This window comes from Wolbachia endosymbiont (group B) of Parapoynx stratiotata (genome assembly GCF_947250635.1).
Classification (GTDB): domain Bacteria; phylum Pseudomonadota; class Alphaproteobacteria; order Rickettsiales; family Anaplasmataceae; genus Wolbachia.
Genome location: NZ_OX366335.1, coordinates 76,817 through 92,618, shown reverse-complemented (window position 1 = coordinate 92,618; position 15,802 = coordinate 76,817). Strand labels below are relative to the sequence as shown.

Here is a 15,802-nt window from a genome sequence, read left to right as displayed (position 1 = left end):
TATAATCAGATTCAAAATACGCGGAAGTAATTTTTTTTGACAATAGATTTCTTTCATAACCAGGCGTCATCCCAGCTGAGATCCAATAAGAAAACCGCGCTGGAACTTTTGAATTCCAGTTATGCAAGGAATCTAATATCATGGAGTTTTCAAACACTAACAGCCAAGTACTTTAATAAGGCAAAAAGCTTATCTAAGAGAGTAGGCCTTGCAATTGTATCAATAGTGGTGGGATTGGTAGGACTCGAACCTACGACCAATTCGTTATGAGCGAACTGCTCTAACCGACTGAGCTACAATCCCTTTTATCAACACCTATAATACACGCAAAAGGAAATTTGTCTACTCGCTTATTTCACTATCAACCCAACTGTGTAAATCATTTATTGCGCCAATTTTGCGTGCAATTTCCTTACCATCTTGAAATATGATTAAAGTAGGTATAGATTGAACTCCATACTTACTTGGCACCTCAGTTTCTCCATCTATGTCGAACTTGCAGATCTTGATCTTGCCTTTTCTATCCTCAGCCAATTGCTCGATACGTGGCATCAGACTTTTGCATGGTCCACACCATTCTGCCCAAAAATCTACCAGCACAAATCCTTTGTGGTTAGCAACTTCAGATTCGAAATTTTGATCATTTACCGCTTTAATATCATCACTCATAAAATACCTAAATTTTTATAAATATAGCGTATCAATTAACAGCTGATCAACTAAATTTTTCTGGATTCAAGTGAAGTGATTACATATGATGATTAAAGATATCTACACTCCCCCAACCCATTGAATCTAGCTCAATACGAGTAGGAAGAAATTCAAAGCACTTTTCGGCTAATTCTTTTCTATTTTCACGTTCTAGCATTAAATCTAGCTTTTCCTTTATTTTATGGAGATATAAAACATCAGATGCAGCATAACTTTTTTGCTTGTCTGTTAAAATTTCATTTCCCCAATCAGAAGATTGTTGTTGCTTATTTAATTTTATATCAAGTAGTTCTAAGCACAACTCTTTTAAGCTATGATTATCTGTGTAGGTGCGAACTAAACGTGAGGCTATTTTCGTGCAATAGCAAGGCAGTGCCCAAGTTTGCAGGTAGTAATGTATTATACTCACATCAAATCGCGCAAAGTGAAATATTTTGGTTATATTTTTATCCTCTAATATTTTTCTCAAATTTGGAGCTGTATAATCGTTTTTGAATTGAACTAAGTGAGCGTTGCCATCATTGAAAGAGAGCTGAACAAGGCATAATCTATCTCTGCTATGCAGTAGCCCCATTGCCTCTGTATCAACAGCTATAGATTTTATATCATTCGGTATTGCACTGGCTGGCAGGTCGTCCTTATATATAAATATTCTCATAAATTTAATATGTTTTATGACACATACAATAATCAAAAATGAGTTTTAAGTACACGAAAAGATCATAGAAAATTGGCTCTCATGATTTTCATGCATGTAGGGTTTACAAATTGTAATATGTACCTATAATTAGAAGTAGAACCTAAGCAGAATTTAACTGCGGGAGTAGCTCAGTTGGTAGAGCGCAACCTTGCCAAGGTTGAGGTCGAGGGTTCGAACCCCTTCTCCCGCTCTTTAATTTTAACATAAAAAATTTCCTTCCCCTGTTCAACTAGTTCAGCTATACTCAAAGTAGCTAAAAGTTTTTTAGAAATTTATTATTTAGGGGGGGATATGAAAAAAGATGATGTTATAGCCTATTTAATAGCTTTAGGCATAGGAGCAACAATAGGAGCACTTACAGGTTTGGGACTCAGTTTTACAGCTCTGTCACCTTTGGTGATGGGTGGAATTGTTGCTGCAATTCCTGCACTCTTACACTTTGCCCTTTGTACAGGTGAGAGACTCTCACAATCCCAATTCTCTTATGCTCATGCTTGTTTATTTGTTGCAAGTGCTGCAATTGGAGTTGGTCTTGCTGCAGCTGCAACTGCTATTTCTCCAAGTATAATGCTTGGAATGGGATCGGCAGCTTTAGCAGGTGCAATAATAGCACCCATAGCAGTAATTGCAGGGTTCCTTGTAGCATTTGGTATTATTGAACCAATAGCTCAGAAAGTGAATGAGTATATTATATCACCTATAGTTGAGCGTTTTTCTTCAAAAGGGGAAGAGAAAGCTATATAATAATCAATTGACGTTAGCATTTAGTTTTCTTTATAATTTCCTTTGTGAAAGAACAAAAATGCTTATTTGTAACGATAGCTGGTTTGCCAAATGCTGGAAAGTCAACGCTAATTAACAGCATCGTAGGCAAGAAAATTGCAATTGTCACCCCTAAAGTGCAGACAACAAGGACGCAGGTAAGGGGTGTTGCTATATGCAACAATGCGCAAATTGTTTTTACTGACTCTCCGGGAGTGTTTTCAGCAGAAACAAATCTTGAAAAAGCTTTAGTCAAATCTGCATGGGGAGCAGTTAAGGATAGTGACATTACTTTATTGCTTGTTGATGTAAACAATTACCTAAAAAATATAGAAAGAATAAAAACGATATTTGCACGACTGGAGCGCACAAAAGGCAGATGCATTTTGGTTATCAATAAAACTGATTTAGTAAAGAAATCAGGGCTCAAGATGGCACATGAGCACCTAAATTTGCTTTATAAGTTTGAAAAATTTTTTACGATCTCGGCACTGAAGAATGATGGACTTTCTGATCTGACTAGTTACTTGTCTGAAATTGCACCGATAGGCCCTTGGTTTTATGAAAAAGATCAAATAACTGATTCCTCAGCTGATTTTTTATCAGCGGAAATTACGAGAGAAAAGTTATTCTTGAACCTACGTGAAGAATTGCCATACTCTACAGCTGTTATAACTGAACAATTTGAGGAAAAAAAAGATAAGAGTTTAGTCATAAAACAGATCATATTTGTATTGAAAGATAATCATAAGAAAATAGTGCTAGGAAAAGACGGCAGTAGCATAAAAAAAATTAATATCGAGGCGCGTACAGAATTGGAAAAGTTATTTGAGTGTAAAGTTCATCTCTTTTTGTTCGTAAAAGTGCGACCTTGGACTGATCGCCCTGAGGAATATATAAGTAATGCTTAATTCTTTGTTAGTATTTGATATTGAAACTATACCAGATGTAAATTCCTGCAAGAATTTACTAAATATTAGTGATGATAGCAGTGTAGAAGAAAAGAGGAACGCATTAACAAAATATCATCTTGAAATAACAAACGGGCAAAACTCTTTTCTGCGTCAGCCCTTCCACCTTGTTGTAGTCATTAGTTTTTTACTTTGTAATATAACACGCCAGAGCGGTTATGAAATGTTCACACTACAAGAAATAAGATCTGGAGGCACAGTAAACTCCAATGAAAAAGAGCTAGTAAAGGGATTTTTTAACTACATATCAGAGAAAAAGCCAAGACTAGTTTCGTTCAATGGACGCACTTTTGATATACCGGTACTGAAGTACCGTTCTATGGTTCATGGCATTCAAGCAGAATATTTTCACAAAGCTGGCGATAAGTGGAATAGTTACAATCAGAGGTACAGTAGTGATTGGCATTGTGATTTGCTTGAATCTCTCTCTGATTTTGGAGCTTCTGCAAGAATGAAGATGAACGAAGTTTGCGCAGCATTTAATCTTCCTGGTAAGATTGGAGTCGATGGGTCACAAGTTATGGGCTTATACGATAGTGGCAAAATACAAGAAATTCGCGATTATTGCGAAACAGATGTAATTAATACTTATTTGATTTACTTGAGATTCATGCATCATCAAGGAAGAATTACTACAGAAAGCTATAATAAGAGCATAGAAGAACTGCTTTTAGAATGCGAAAAAAAAGAACACCTAAAGAAATTTAAAGAAGAATGGAAAATAACTTCTGGTGAAAATTTTTATATTGAATGTAAATGAACAGATGCTATGGAGCAATCTAATGATTGCTCTGTATAGTAGTTATAAACTCCTTGTAGTAGAAAAGACATTTTGATGTGCCCTTTGCTTAACTTCTGCTTGTTCAAGCTTAGAAAAATTTTCTAAGTTTTTATCTTGGTATTCCTTTTTTACTTTCTCGAAAAAATTTTGTCCACCAAGAATATAATTACCTAAATTAGCAGCATAATATTGAGCATTACCTAAAACTGCACAGTTAATTCGACTTAATATTCTCGAAGGGTAATAAAAGAGAGAAACGTTATTGTTCGATCGGAAATCCTCTTCATCCATTATTTTAATGGCTTCATGATAACCATCTATTTGATGAACAAAATATCCTTCAGGTACTGATATTCTCAATTGTGCACCTACATGAGCATAACCACAAATACCAGGTGATACCGCTGGTACTGGGTCTTGTCTATGTTGAGTTACTCTAATGGTTTTTTCTTGAAGAACATCATTATAAAATTCACTAGCAGTAAGATCAAAAACTCGTGGATCACCAAAAGTTGCAACATGAACATCTTCAGCTCCTTCTGTTTTATTGAGGCATAAAGCAGCTATCTTAGCAATAGCTCCTCCCATACTGTGACCTGTGAGATTAATTTTAAAATCCTTGATTTCTGATCCTGTTTTTCAGCATGAGATTTCAAAATGCCATACAGATTAGGCCATGAATCCATAAATGAATTATAGAAACCACAATGAATTCTTCCACCTTCAGGTAAAAATTCCGAAGTAGCAAAAAGTACATTTATATCAGTAATTCCATCATTAAAACTCTGGCTCAGACGAGTACCATGGTAAGCTATTGTTATTTCTTTACCTTTTATAAAAACGTGACCAGCATCTTTTTCAAAGCTATTACCAAATGGAATAATTTCATAACCTTCGCTGATGAGTTCAGCTCTAGTTTTATACATTTTTTCAGTAGATGGAACAATTTCAAATTCAGTTTTGTATACTCTTTGAGCTAGGTTGTTACATCTTTTTTTACTTAATTTACCATCATCATCGCCATAGCTTATCTTGCAGAAATTACCCATTTCTAATAATTTCTCTCTATCAAATCCTGCAATTTTTACAATACTTTCATCTATTTTATAGTCAGAAGGTAAAGAACATGGCTCATTTGGATCAGCACGATTTATAAATTCATAATCTTCAATGATCTCAAATTCATCGTCATATTCTTTCATCTCGTATTTGCCATCATCTACTGAAATAGAGTCTGGCTGTTCAGTATTACCTGGCTCTGAGCCTGTAGCAGCACCTGTAGTGCTAAACCAATTTCGTAAAAAACTAAAATCCATAAATACCTTGATTATTAAAAATAAAACAATAATTCACTAATTATAATATAAACTAATATTATTGTCAATAGTTATATTAATATTTTAATCTTTATGTACTTTCACTTGAGTAAATTTTACTTCCATAGAATAAGTATAGAGTTATAATACACTAACAAGCAAACCTCTGTACTAAATTTTGGTTAATATACACGTTGAGCGTATTAAGAAAGTTGCTTTTAAAGTATTGCATTTTACTTTTATTTTCGCTATAAGGTTGCTTTAAGTTGGATTTTCAACACCTTTATACTATTTATGTTATGATTTTAAAATTTTTTGGGGGCACTTCATGAAAAAATCTATTTATACTAGAACTGCTCTAGCTTCTCTATTGACTTTATGTTCTTTCAGTGGCTTTGCTGCTGACTTTTCTGACGAGAGTATGAAGGAAGTAAAAAAGCAAGAGAGTAACGAGTCAATCAAAACTTCTGGAAAGATGGAAGTGATGAAGACGTCAAATAAGAAACTAAAAGAAAAAATGGACAGGATATGTAATGCTGATCCAAGAAAAAAAGCTGAGGAGCTTAAGAAAAAAGAAGAATTAAGATTAGCAGCTGAGCAGAAGAAAAAAGAGGAGTTAAAATTAGCAGCTGAACAAAAGAAGAAAAAAGAAGAGTTAAAATTAGTAGCAAAACAAAAGAAAAAAGATGAAATTAGGCTAGCAAATGAGAAAAAAGCAAAACTTATAGGAGATTCAAAAGCGAAAGCCCTGAAAGTTAAAAATTCTAATGTAGAAAAGTCAAAAATTAAGGGTTCTAAAACTAAGAATGCTAAAATTGAAGCTAAAGATATAAAAAAGGATGTAAAAGTTGTTAACAGCAATACAGAGGAAAAAGGTAAGGCAAGTCCTGTTGTTTCAGTTGGTGGGGTTGATATTATCAATACCAATCAAGGGGATGGTTTAAGAATAACTTTCGGTGGCGTTGTTGATTCTCAAGGTTATGGTAACCATGGGCTAAGTGGCTATAACCATTATAATGTTATGCCAGGTAAATCTACAGATTATTTTAACAATACTCCAGATAGTATAAAAGGAGCAAATCCAATATTTCCTAAAGGGATAGGGAATATTGGTGATTACAGTGAAAACATGGGCATGATTTCAGATGCAATATTGCACTTAAGAGCTGAAAATAAAAATGAGGATATTGGTCTTCGTTATGGTGCCGATGTACAATTCCATGTTCCAGTTACTGAAGGTAAAGGAGCTTCACAAGGCGTGAATGCTGCAAGAGGTAGAAGTGCACATGTGTTTTTGAATTCAAAATATGGTGATCTGAAACTTGGCTATCAGTTTGGTCCTGAGTCTCTGATGAGACTTGATGCAACAAGAATTGCAACTGTTGATGGAGCTGCAGATAGTGACTGGTTCAGAAAAGTAAACTTAGAAGGAAGTGCTGCAAACTTCCCATTTTACGTAACACCACGTCTTTACACTGAAAGCTTCTCGAGCGAGAGCGAAAAACTCTCCTTCCGTATGGCAGGAAAATACAACAAAGAGGTTATGACCACATTGCCATTTAGAGCTGCTTACTACTCGCCGAATTATATGGGTGCAAGATTTGGTCTTAGCTACTCACCTCGCTACGATAGTGGTTTATCCGTTGTAAAAGAAATAGCTCCAGATTTCCTCAAAGATTCAAGTAATAAGGTAACAGGGGTAAAGAATGAGGAAACGTTAAGACATGTTGGACCAGATTACCAGCATATAATAAGTGCTGGTGCGTCATATGAATATGACTTTAGTAAACATAATGTAAAAGTTAAAACTTCCGTAGTTGGTGAATATGGGGTTTCAAAGCAACCGAGTAAAGATAAGCATCTTTATAAGGAATTTGTAGAGTACAATGACCTGATGGGTGTTAATTTGGGTGTAAGCGCTGATTATAAGATTGATGAAGGTCAAAATATAAAATTCGCTGCTTCTTTTGCATATTTAGGCAAATCTGGTCAACCGAAGATTATCAAGGAACTCGACCCTGCTTCAAAAGAATATAAAGAGACTACTGATATTGCTAGAAAAAATGGCTTAAAGCAATTTAATGACAAGGACACCATGTATTGGACTGCAGGTGCTGGTTATCAATATGAGAATGTTTATACAAGCTTGACATACTTTGGCAGTACAATGAATGATAAAGATATGCTTCATGATGTTGCACTTGGTGTTCAGTATGATCTATCTTCTTGCAATAAGAGCAAGTTTGTTCCTTATGCAGCCTTACATTATTTTATGACTGATGAAAAAGGTGTGCTGAAAGATCAAAAGGGTACTGATGTACCTTCTAACCAAGGAATTCTTCTACTAACTGGTGTGAAGTTTTCTTTCTAATTTGTTCTAGTAATACACACCACAACTTGAATGTGGTGTGTGTTTTCACTATGCACTTTCAAAATGTTGAAAAAATTTCCAATATATGATATAATAGCTAAAACTAGGAAGTAATAATCTAATGAGTATAACAGTAAATCTTGATGGGGAATTTGAGAAGATAGTGCAGTCTCATTCCGTATTGCAAAATCGTTCTGTACCGCAACAAATCGAGCATTGGGCTAAGATTGGTCAGATTGTTGAAGATAACCCTGAGCTAAGCTATAATATTATCAAAGAAATCCTTTCAGGCATTGAGGATATCAAGTCAGGTAATGTTGAGGAGTATAAGTCCACAAAATTTTGAAGATTCTTCTCACCAACACTTTTAAGCGGTCAATGAAGAAGCTGCACAATAATCAACTACCCAAACTTGAAGAAGCCATCAAACAAATTCAAGGTAACCCATATATTGGAGAGCTAAAGTCAGGCGATCTTGCAGGTGTTCGCGTGTATAAATTCTCTATTTTTAATCAACTGACATTATTAGCCTATATTCACAACGAACAAAATAACATATTAACACTTCTTGCATTTGCTCCACACGAAAATTTTTATAGAGATTTGAAAAAACAAGTGTAGCTAAATGCAGGTATGCCATTATTTATAAGAGGCAACTATGCAAACCAAACTAAAAAACCATTTAACTGGAGAATTACTTACCATCGCTACTTGCTGGAAATTAACACTTGTAGGTGGGAAAGTAATGGGATTTACCGACTATGACGAAGATTTAAATCTCAATAATATACTCTATAAATCTTCAAGCGGTTTTATAGCCAGCAGTATAATATTAAATAGCGATTTGAGAACTGATAATCTAGAAATTGAAGGAATATTAAATAGTGCTGATATTAAAGAAAAAGATGTTTTATCAGGAAGGCATGACTTTGCAAATATTGAAATATTTCTTGTGAATTATAAAGATTTGAGTCAGGGAATTATGAATTTGCATGCAGGAACTTTTGGTAAAGTAACATTAAATAGTGGGAGGTTTATCGCTGAAATTAGAGGTCTTGCGACAAAGCTTGAGAGAAGCATAACAGAGCTATATTCTCCTGTATGCAGGGCACAATTTTGCGATGATAGATGTAAAGCTGATGCTAAAAAGTTTAGTAGAATGAGCACAATTACTAAAGTGATAGATGAAAGAAGATTTGAAGACACTAATTTAATCGAAAGCGATGGATATTATAAGCACGGAGTGTTTAGTTCAGCAACATTTGAAGTTGTAGTTAAAGAATACAAAAATAAAGTAGTTACATTATTTGCTTCTCCTCCATATCAAATTTCTACCGGAGATAAATATTCGATACTTGCAGGTTGTGATAAAGCGTTTTTAACGTGCAAAAACAAGTTTAACAATACTGTGAATTTCCGTGGCGAACCATATATACCAGTTGTTTAGCAGCATAATTTTTAATATTATGAATAAGTATGGAAAGGTGGCTGAGCGGTCTAAAGCACACGCTTGGAAAGCGTGCACATATGAAAATATGTCGGGGGTTCGAATCCCCCCTTTTCCGCACATTATTTCTAGTATAACATAGGATTTTCCGTTTTGTTCTTGAACGTAATAACCATATAGCATTAGCACTTCAGCTCCGCAATTTTTCAGAGTCATCTACGTCAATAAAAGAATAGAGTTATCAAGTTGCAGAGCTTTCTTGATTTTTGATGACGAAGAGTAGTTGTTATCATAGAAATACATCCAATACCAGCATACCTTCCCTATTCCTAATAATGTCTTGCAATACTATACTTAGTCTGTGTAATTTCTCACGAGCATCAGCAAACTCGTGTATACTTAACCTACCATAATATGTCAATACAATTCTTTATTGAAAATTCCGGAAAACAAGAGAAGCCTCACGCTTTTTACTGTATCTGCTACAGAACAGAAAATGAATCTGCGAGAGCATGGAAATTGTCTCCAATACCTCTTAATGTATCACTTACATTAACCTGGTATTCTTCACAAACTGTTCTGCCCTCTGAGCTCTTCCAGAGCCGAGAAGGATCCATGTCCGGATCCAAATCATTCAAATTTGATTCATTTCGGTGTACACGTGTTTTTCCATACTGTGTTGATTGATTATCCAACTTTTGTTGTAAATCTGCTCCTGTTTTCTCACTCTGTAAGTTTCCGAACATAATATTCTCCTTAATTAATATTGTATTAATTTTAATATAAAAGCATTAATATTATATTAATAATAGTATAATTACTTTTATTGAAAATTTTAGGAAAATATTGTATAATTATACAGTAGTAGAACTTGGTAAAACTTATGGCAAACGCTAATTTAGCTTTCAGTAAAGAAACCTTACAGCATCTTGCTAAATTATCTGAACTTACTAAGCAACCTGCTCAAGCATTAGCAGAAAAACTACTTAAAGAAGCAATAGATAGTGAAATGGAAGATTTTTTACTATCTGTAGTTGCTGATCAATATGATATTGAAAATGAAAAAAAAACTAAAAGTGAGGACGTGGATTGGAATACACTATTATCTTCCTAGACAGTGTTCTTGAAAAAGATCTTCCAAATCTTCCAAAAAAAGTACGGTCAAGAGCTATAGATGCAATAAATGAGCGACTTACAGTCGATCCATTGGTGAGCCTTTATATCATAGCTTTAAAGGGTTTAGAAGACTAAGAGTCAGCGATTACCGTATTATGTATTGTGCAGACACCAAAAAACATGAAGTAACTATTATTACAATAGGACATAGGGATACCATTTACGAGAAAGCTTTGAAGGTACTTAAGAACTATGTTTTTCAATAATCGTTAAGTTACGTAAGTAAATTATAAATATTATATTATACACCTCTCCTTCCTCTTCACCTTAGGTGGCTTTGCTCAGCTCAAAAATAACTCATTTTTTGACTATAACCCTATAATTTTACTATTCTACAGACTATAAAATCGATGCTAATAACGGATTAGAGATAAACGTTGCAAAGAATCGCAGTGGCTCAACCGGAAAGGTTACAGTAAGTTAATACTGGAAGGATATTAGTATGGAGCCTCAGACTCGTAAATGTCTTTTCTGTGTTTTATTGAAACACTTCATACTTTGCAGCATTTACATGATACGATAATCGCCAGTTCTCAGTCTTCTGTATCCTTTGAGTTTGTAACAAAACGATTCACCAAAATCAATTGGATTAACTGTAAGTCGCTCTTTCACTATCTCTTCAACTCTTAACTTTATTTTTTTTGGAAAAGCTCTTCTTACCAAAATTTTTCAGGAATTTAATCTTACAGCGCTTTAGTCCCACCTATAGTGGTAAGATTATCTACTTATTCTTGTATGGGAATTTACCAATCATTAAGATGCTCAGTGTAATAAGAACATATTCTAATAGTATGGAAAAATAAAATGACATTTGAAAAATATGTAAACAATGGCGTTATATCTTTAGATAATTTGCGTGACAAAACAATAGGTAAGCTTATCGATTTTGTGGACAAAAACCCAAATGTCGAAATCTTTGATTGGATAAGTAACAATACTAGTCATAACCTAAAGCATAGAAGAGGTTACAATATTAGTAATAATATGAAACTTAGGTGTATAGGTGTAGGAATTGGTTTAGTTGCTGGTCTAGTTGCAGCATGTTATTTAGGGCAAGAAACTTTAGCTCTTATTGGCGGTTCTGGTGTAGTGTTGATTGCATTTGCTATAGTTGGTGCGTTACTTGGAGCTGGAGCGGGCTATGTTGTAGGTAAATGCCTTGATAAAATTAAGGTTACAAATATGCAAAGAGAAAGGAGTTATTAAAGGTTCGTGTTGTATTCTGAATTTCTTTCAATACTTAAAGATTTACAATCAGAGCAAACTACCTGGCCACGTGGAACTGATTTCAGCTCATCAGTTGAAACTTTACTTGAGCAGAATATGCATTTTATTTTATCACTTGGGGCGAGTGAGTGATCAACAGCAATTCTATCATCAAAAACAAAACACTCGCCTTCCCAATTACCACTTTTATTACCAGTTTTTTCAAGATAGGAAAGAATACCGCCTTTAAGATGGTAAACATCTTTAAATCCAAGGCTTTTCATATATGCTGTAGATTTCTCACATCTGATTCCACCAGTGCAGTACATAGCCACTTTCAGATCTTTACTCTCAGAGAAAGACTCTGCCCACTGAGGAAAATCGCGAAAACGCTGAGTATGTGGATTGATTGCATTTTTAAACTTGCCTAGTTTTACTTCGTAATCATTTCGTGTGTCTATCACTAAAACATCAGGTTGAGAGATAAAATCATCCCAATAATCTGGATCAACGTACTGGCCTCTAACGGAAGTATCGAGATTACTTACACCAAGATTTACAATTCCTTTTTTTAATCTTACTTTCATCTTACTAAATGGTTGATATTCTGCCGAGCTCTCTTTCCACGTAAGACCTTTCAGCCTGTCATCAGAACGTAAAAAATCAAATATTTTATTAATCGCGGTTCTTTTACCAGACACAGTTGCATTAATACCCTCTTCTGCAAGGAGTATAGTACCCTTTAATTCGACATTATCGCATGCAACTTTTATTTCATCTTTCATGTCATAATAATTAGAGAGTTTTACAAAATGATAGAAAGTTGCAATGACAAAACTCATAATTAATTAGTTTATCGATTTAAAACATAATATATAAAATTATGAAGATATTCAATAGGACGGCTGTTAATTACTGGATATCTTTAGTTTTTGCATATAACATTTTAATATCAAATATAGATTCAAGTTAATGTTTCTGAGAGTATTTAAAAATATATTCTTGTTTTTAGTAAGTGTATTATTTGTCTGCCCTATACTATCGTTAATATCGATTCTATTTACAGAATCAGCAAACTCTGGATGGGTAATTAGTAGACTTTTTCCTGAATATATACTCAATACGTTGATTTTGATGATAGGAGTAGGGTTAATATCCTTTATATTTGGAGTAATTCCAGCTTGGCTTACTACATTTTTTTCGTTTCCCGGAAGTAGAATTTTTGAGATTGCCTTATTCTTTCCGATATCAATTCCTGGATATATAGTATCGTTTGTTTATGTAAACACGTTAGAGTTTTCAGGTCCGATTCAGAGCTTGTTAAGAGATACTTTTCAATTGGGCAAAGGTGACTATTGGTTTCCCGAGATCAAATCCCTAGGTGGTGGAATATTAGTAATGGGATTTAGTCTATATCCATACGTTTATATGTTGGTCCGCTCAAGTCTAAAGAGCGTTAGTAACTCAGTCACTATTGCATCAACACTTGGGTTCTCCTCATTACAGAGTCTGTTTTCTGTCATCATACCCTCCATACGTCCATCAATTATAGCTGGGTTATCCTTGGTACTAATGGAAGTAATTACAGATTTCGGCACACCACAGTTTCTTGCTATCGATACTTTCACGACAGGAATATACCGTACTTGGTTTTTATTGCATGACAAATATTCAACTACTGTTTTGGCAGTTGCAGAACTGATTTTCGTTGCAACACTAATAGTTATCGAGAAAAAACTACAAAAAAGAGAAATATCTTACTCTTCAATCAATACTAATGCAGATTATCACAATAAACGTATTATAAACGGTTCTATATCGTTGATCTTTTCTTATCTTATGTGTTTATTGCCGATATTAATAGGCTTTATTTTACCAATGATTCCACTTATATATTGGAGCATAGAGAAAGGCTTTTTCATATACGAAGCAAGATTTTACAATATAATAGCAAATAGTGTTGGTTTATCATTTATTACCGCATTAATCTCAATTAGCATTGCGATAATTATTGGATATACAGCACGTAAAAATAAGGTAATAAGCAATATAGCACGTCTCATTTCTCTTGGATATGCAATTCCAAATGCAATTATTGCAATTAGCATAATAATGTTTTTAAGCAGAATATCTTCTTTCATTACTCAATATATTGTAGAAATTAGCTTGGTAGGAACTATTGGTGCATTAGTTTACTCATATTTATTTCGTTTTTTTGCTATATCTTTCAAGGCGATAGAGTCGGGACTCAAAAAAACACCAAATGAAATTGAATGGACTGCATATACTATGGGTCATGGGCCTATTTCCACGTGCCTGAATATTCATATTCCCCTTATCAAGAAAAGCATACTATCGGGATTTCTGCTCGTGTTTATGGATACGGTAAAAGAACTCACGGCAACACTAATTATCAGACCATTTAATTTTGAAACTATATCAACTAGAGTATATGAACTTGTCAGCGATGAGCGTTACAGAGAAGCTGCCCCATTTTCGTTAATGATAGTTATTATAGGTTTAACCTCTACAATAATCTTATTCACACTTGATGATAAGAATCAAAAATAAACTATTTTGCATCTGTTCAGCAGAGTAACAAAATAAGATAGACGAAAAAAGACAACTATAGAAGCAAATGGTCAGTGCTTTCGTGTTTATCAACTTAGTTGAATCTCAGTATCAGCTACTCGGATGACATTATGGAAGCTCAAATGACAAAACAAGAAGCACTGGTTTCAGATGCACTTAAACAAATACACTATCTTGATGATCAATGAGGTCTAGTGTTAACGTATGGACTATCTAAGGAAAAGGGTGGTACCATAACATCAAAGGTTTTTATGCTCTCTTCGTTCAGAAATTCATATTTACCCTGCATTATTCCTGATGGTGTATTTAAGTATGTTCCACTTGTATATTTGAATACCTCTCCAGATTTTATTACAGGTTGTTCTCCAATAACACCAACTCCAGCAATTTCATTTATTTTGCCCTTATGATCTATTATTCGCCAATAGCGACTTAATAATTGAATGGTTGATGAGCTTTTATTTTTTATCTTAACATTATACATCCATACGTAACAATTTTCATAAGGAATGGATTGCTCTTCAATGTAAATTGGCAAAACTGTAACTTCAACAGAATTAGTAATAAGTGTGTATTTCATGGTCATCGTAAAGTGTTCATGATAAAAATTTAACACACTTCAATTATACACTTTTTTCATAGATTTTCCAAGCATATTATCGTACTCTAACTAGGAAATATTAATCTACATGATGAACAAAACAGATCCACTGGATAAAAAAGTGATAGGAATAATAGGAAGTGGGCAATTAGGTAAAATGACTGCTATCGCTGCAATAAAACTTGGGCACAAAACGCATATTTTTGCCAGTGCTAAAAACGATCCAGCTTGTTCTGTTGCTGATGATTTAACAATAGCAGACTTCTGTGATAAGAGGGCACTTGAATCTTTTGCACAGAGTGTGGATTTAGTCACTATTGAGTCTGAAAATATTCCATGTAGTGCAATTGATATTGTGTCGCTGCACGCAGATTTTTATCCAGGCAAAAAGGCGTTACACATTTCGCAAAATAGGCTGAGAGAGAAAGATTTTATTAGAGATTTAAGCATAAAAACTGCTGATTACAAAAGTATACAAAATTATAATCAGCTACTAGAAAGTAGTGAAACTTTTAGCTATCCAGTGAGGCTAAAAACAACAGAAATGGGTTATGATGGAAAAGGACAATATGTGATTGAAAATGATTCTGAACTGAAGCAATTTGCTTCCTTCGATTGGAATAAAGAGTACATTCTTGAAGCAAGTGTTGATTTACTGAAAGAGGTTTCAATAGTCGTTGCAAGAAATAAAAACGGTAAAGTAGCTTTTTTTCCTATAGCAGAGAATCACCACGTTGACGGAATACTTAATACTTCAATAGCACCAGCTAAAATAGATAATAAATTAGCCCAAGAGGTACAAAAAACTGCAAAGAAAATAGCAACTGCGCTTGATGTAGTAGGAATTCTAGCTATTGAATTTTTCATCACTCAAAATCATGAATTACTAGTTAATGAACTGGCCCCAAGACCCCACAATTCTTGCCACTGGAGCTTGGATGCATGCAACGTTAGTCAATTCGAGCAGCTGGTGAGGGTAATATGCGGATTACCTATGCAGGAAGTAGTATTACGCTTTCCTTGCATGACAAAAAATATAATAGGTAATGATATATATAATTCTCACAAATATTTGAGCAACGAAAGAGCTAGTTTAACCATATATGGGAAAAAAGAGGTTAGGGACAAGCGTAAAATGGGACATGTCAATATAGATTTAAGTTATTGA

At 34.2% G+C, this 15,802-nt stretch carries 20 protein-coding genes and 3 tRNA genes; 14 read left to right on the top strand and 9 right to left on the bottom strand.

The window, feature by feature from the left end:
• Nucleotides 1-226: 226 nt before the first annotated feature.
• From OOT12_RS00505 to OOT12_RS00495, 3 genes are all read right to left on the bottom strand, one after another.
• Nucleotides 227-303 (bottom strand) — tRNA-Ile (locus OOT12_RS00505).
• A gap of 39 nt (nucleotides 304-342) precedes the next feature.
• Complete coding sequence (gene trxA, locus OOT12_RS00500; protein ID WP_007302120.1) at nucleotides 343-669, bottom strand: thioredoxin; 327 nt, start codon at nucleotides 667-669, stop codon at nucleotides 343-345.
• Nucleotides 670-748: 79 nt separating this feature from the next.
• Nucleotides 749-1,369, bottom strand: a complete 621-nt coding sequence (locus OOT12_RS00495; protein WP_010402854.1) for a ribonuclease D — start codon at nucleotides 1,367-1,369, stop codon at nucleotides 749-751.
• Nucleotides 1,370-1,528: 159 nt separating this feature from the next.
• Here OOT12_RS00495 and OOT12_RS00490 point away from each other — a divergent pair.
• From OOT12_RS00490 to OOT12_RS00475, 4 genes are all read left to right on the top strand, one after another.
• Nucleotides 1,529-1,601: transfer RNA gene (locus tag OOT12_RS00490), tRNA-Gly, on the top strand.
• Nucleotides 1,602-1,702: 101 nt separating this feature from the next.
• A complete protein-coding gene (locus OOT12_RS00485) occupies nucleotides 1,703-2,155 on the top strand; it encodes a hypothetical protein (protein WP_264685285.1) in 453 nt (150 codons plus the stop codon).
• Between the two features lie 44 nt (nucleotides 2,156-2,199).
• Nucleotides 2,200-3,084 (top strand): GTPase Era, encoded by an 885-nt coding sequence (gene era, locus OOT12_RS00480; RefSeq protein WP_264375101.1) that lies wholly within the window; start codon nucleotides 2,200-2,202, stop codon nucleotides 3,082-3,084.
• On the top strand, nucleotides 3,077-3,904 hold the full coding sequence (locus OOT12_RS00475; RefSeq protein WP_264375102.1) for a 3'-5' exonuclease: 828 nt from the start codon (nucleotides 3,077-3,079) through the stop codon (nucleotides 3,902-3,904). Before era ends, OOT12_RS00475 begins: the two co-directional genes overlap by 8 nt.
• A 42-nt stretch (nucleotides 3,905-3,946) precedes the next feature.
• On the opposite strand, the gene OOT12_RS00470 is transcribed toward OOT12_RS00475, so the two are convergent.
• Complete coding sequence (locus tag OOT12_RS00470) at nucleotides 3,947-4,513, bottom strand: lipase family protein (protein WP_264685284.1); 567 nt, start codon at nucleotides 4,511-4,513, stop codon at nucleotides 3,947-3,949.
• Nucleotides 4,489-5,241 carry an alpha/beta hydrolase family protein gene (locus tag OOT12_RS00465; protein WP_264685283.1) on the bottom strand — a complete coding sequence of 251 codons (753 nt, stop codon included), beginning with the start codon at nucleotides 5,239-5,241 and terminating at the stop codon, nucleotides 4,489-4,491. Before OOT12_RS00465 ends, OOT12_RS00470 begins: the two co-directional genes overlap by 25 nt.
• 328 nt (nucleotides 5,242-5,569) lie before the next feature.
• On the opposite strand from OOT12_RS00465, the gene OOT12_RS00460 reads away from it, so the two are divergent.
• The 5 genes from OOT12_RS00460 (at nucleotide 5,570) to OOT12_RS00440 (ending at nucleotide 9,177) form a co-directional block, all read left to right on the top strand.
• A complete protein-coding gene (locus tag OOT12_RS00460; RefSeq protein WP_264375104.1) occupies nucleotides 5,570-7,612 on the top strand; it encodes a WD0745 family porin in 2,043 nt (680 codons plus the stop codon).
• A 121-nt stretch (nucleotides 7,613-7,733) separates the two neighbouring features.
• The gene (locus tag OOT12_RS00455) at nucleotides 7,734-7,958 is read left to right on the top strand and encodes a TA system antitoxin ParD family protein (protein WP_127463811.1); all 225 of its coding nucleotides are present in this window, start codon (nucleotides 7,734-7,736) and stop codon (nucleotides 7,956-7,958) included.
• Nucleotides 7,959-7,990: 32 nt separating this feature from the next.
• Entirely contained in the window at nucleotides 7,991-8,233 is a 243-nt protein-coding gene (locus tag OOT12_RS00450) for a type II toxin-antitoxin system RelE/ParE family toxin (RefSeq protein ID WP_230608979.1), read from the top strand.
• 37 nt (nucleotides 8,234-8,270) lie between these two features.
• Nucleotides 8,271-9,059 (top strand): DUF2163 domain-containing protein, encoded by a 789-nt coding sequence (locus OOT12_RS00445; RefSeq protein ID WP_264375105.1) that lies wholly within the window; start codon nucleotides 8,271-8,273, stop codon nucleotides 9,057-9,059.
• A 31-nt stretch (nucleotides 9,060-9,090) separates the two neighbouring features.
• Nucleotides 9,091-9,177 (top strand) — tRNA-Ser (locus OOT12_RS00440).
• Between the two features lie 364 nt (nucleotides 9,178-9,541).
• Here the strand turns inward: OOT12_RS00440 and OOT12_RS00435 are convergent.
• On the bottom strand, nucleotides 9,542-9,805 hold the full coding sequence (locus tag OOT12_RS00435) for a hypothetical protein (protein WP_264375106.1): 264 nt from the start codon (nucleotides 9,803-9,805) through the stop codon (nucleotides 9,542-9,544).
• A gap of 137 nt (nucleotides 9,806-9,942) precedes the next feature.
• Between OOT12_RS00435 and OOT12_RS00430 the strand changes: the two genes are divergently transcribed.
• Complete coding sequence (locus OOT12_RS00430) at nucleotides 9,943-10,173, top strand: hypothetical protein (RefSeq protein ID WP_264375107.1); 231 nt, start codon at nucleotides 9,943-9,945, stop codon at nucleotides 10,171-10,173.
• Nucleotides 10,174-10,330: 157 nt separating this feature from the next.
• The gene (locus OOT12_RS00425; protein ID WP_264375108.1) at nucleotides 10,331-10,441 is read left to right on the top strand and encodes a hypothetical protein; all 111 of its coding nucleotides are present in this window, start codon (nucleotides 10,331-10,333) and stop codon (nucleotides 10,439-10,441) included.
• Nucleotides 10,442-10,742: 301 nt separating this feature from the next.
• Here OOT12_RS00425 and OOT12_RS00420 read toward each other — a convergent pair whose 3' ends face one another.
• Nucleotides 10,743-10,898 (bottom strand): type II toxin-antitoxin system RelE family toxin, encoded by a 156-nt coding sequence (locus tag OOT12_RS00420; RefSeq protein WP_264685282.1) that lies wholly within the window; start codon nucleotides 10,896-10,898, stop codon nucleotides 10,743-10,745.
• Nucleotides 10,899-11,039: 141 nt separating this feature from the next.
• On the opposite strand from OOT12_RS00420, the gene OOT12_RS00415 reads away from it, so the two are divergent.
• Nucleotides 11,040-11,441, top strand: coding sequence for a hypothetical protein (locus OOT12_RS00415; RefSeq protein WP_264376554.1), 402 nt, complete (start codon nucleotides 11,040-11,042; stop codon nucleotides 11,439-11,441).
• On the opposite strand, the gene trhO is transcribed toward OOT12_RS00415, so the two are convergent.
• Nucleotides 11,438-12,283 (bottom strand): oxygen-dependent tRNA uridine(34) hydroxylase TrhO, encoded by an 846-nt coding sequence (trhO, locus tag OOT12_RS00410; protein ID WP_264375110.1) that lies wholly within the window; start codon nucleotides 12,281-12,283, stop codon nucleotides 11,438-11,440. The genes OOT12_RS00415 and trhO overlap by 4 nt on opposite strands.
• 130 nt (nucleotides 12,284-12,413) lie before the next feature.
• On the opposite strand from trhO, the gene OOT12_RS00405 reads away from it, so the two are divergent.
• Nucleotides 12,414-14,012 (top strand): ABC transporter permease, encoded by a 1,599-nt coding sequence (locus tag OOT12_RS00405; RefSeq protein WP_264375111.1) that lies wholly within the window; start codon nucleotides 12,414-12,416, stop codon nucleotides 14,010-14,012.
• A gap of 202 nt (nucleotides 14,013-14,214) precedes the next feature.
• Here the strand turns inward: OOT12_RS00405 and apaG are convergent, their stop codons facing one another.
• Complete coding sequence (gene apaG, locus OOT12_RS00400) at nucleotides 14,215-14,619, bottom strand: Co2+/Mg2+ efflux protein ApaG (RefSeq protein ID WP_010402892.1); 405 nt, start codon at nucleotides 14,617-14,619, stop codon at nucleotides 14,215-14,217.
• A gap of 106 nt (nucleotides 14,620-14,725) precedes the next feature.
• Here apaG and OOT12_RS00395 point away from each other — a divergent pair, with 106 nt between their 5' ends.
• Nucleotides 14,726-15,802, top strand: coding sequence for a 5-(carboxyamino)imidazole ribonucleotide synthase (locus OOT12_RS00395; protein ID WP_264375254.1), 1,077 nt, complete (start codon nucleotides 14,726-14,728; stop codon nucleotides 15,800-15,802).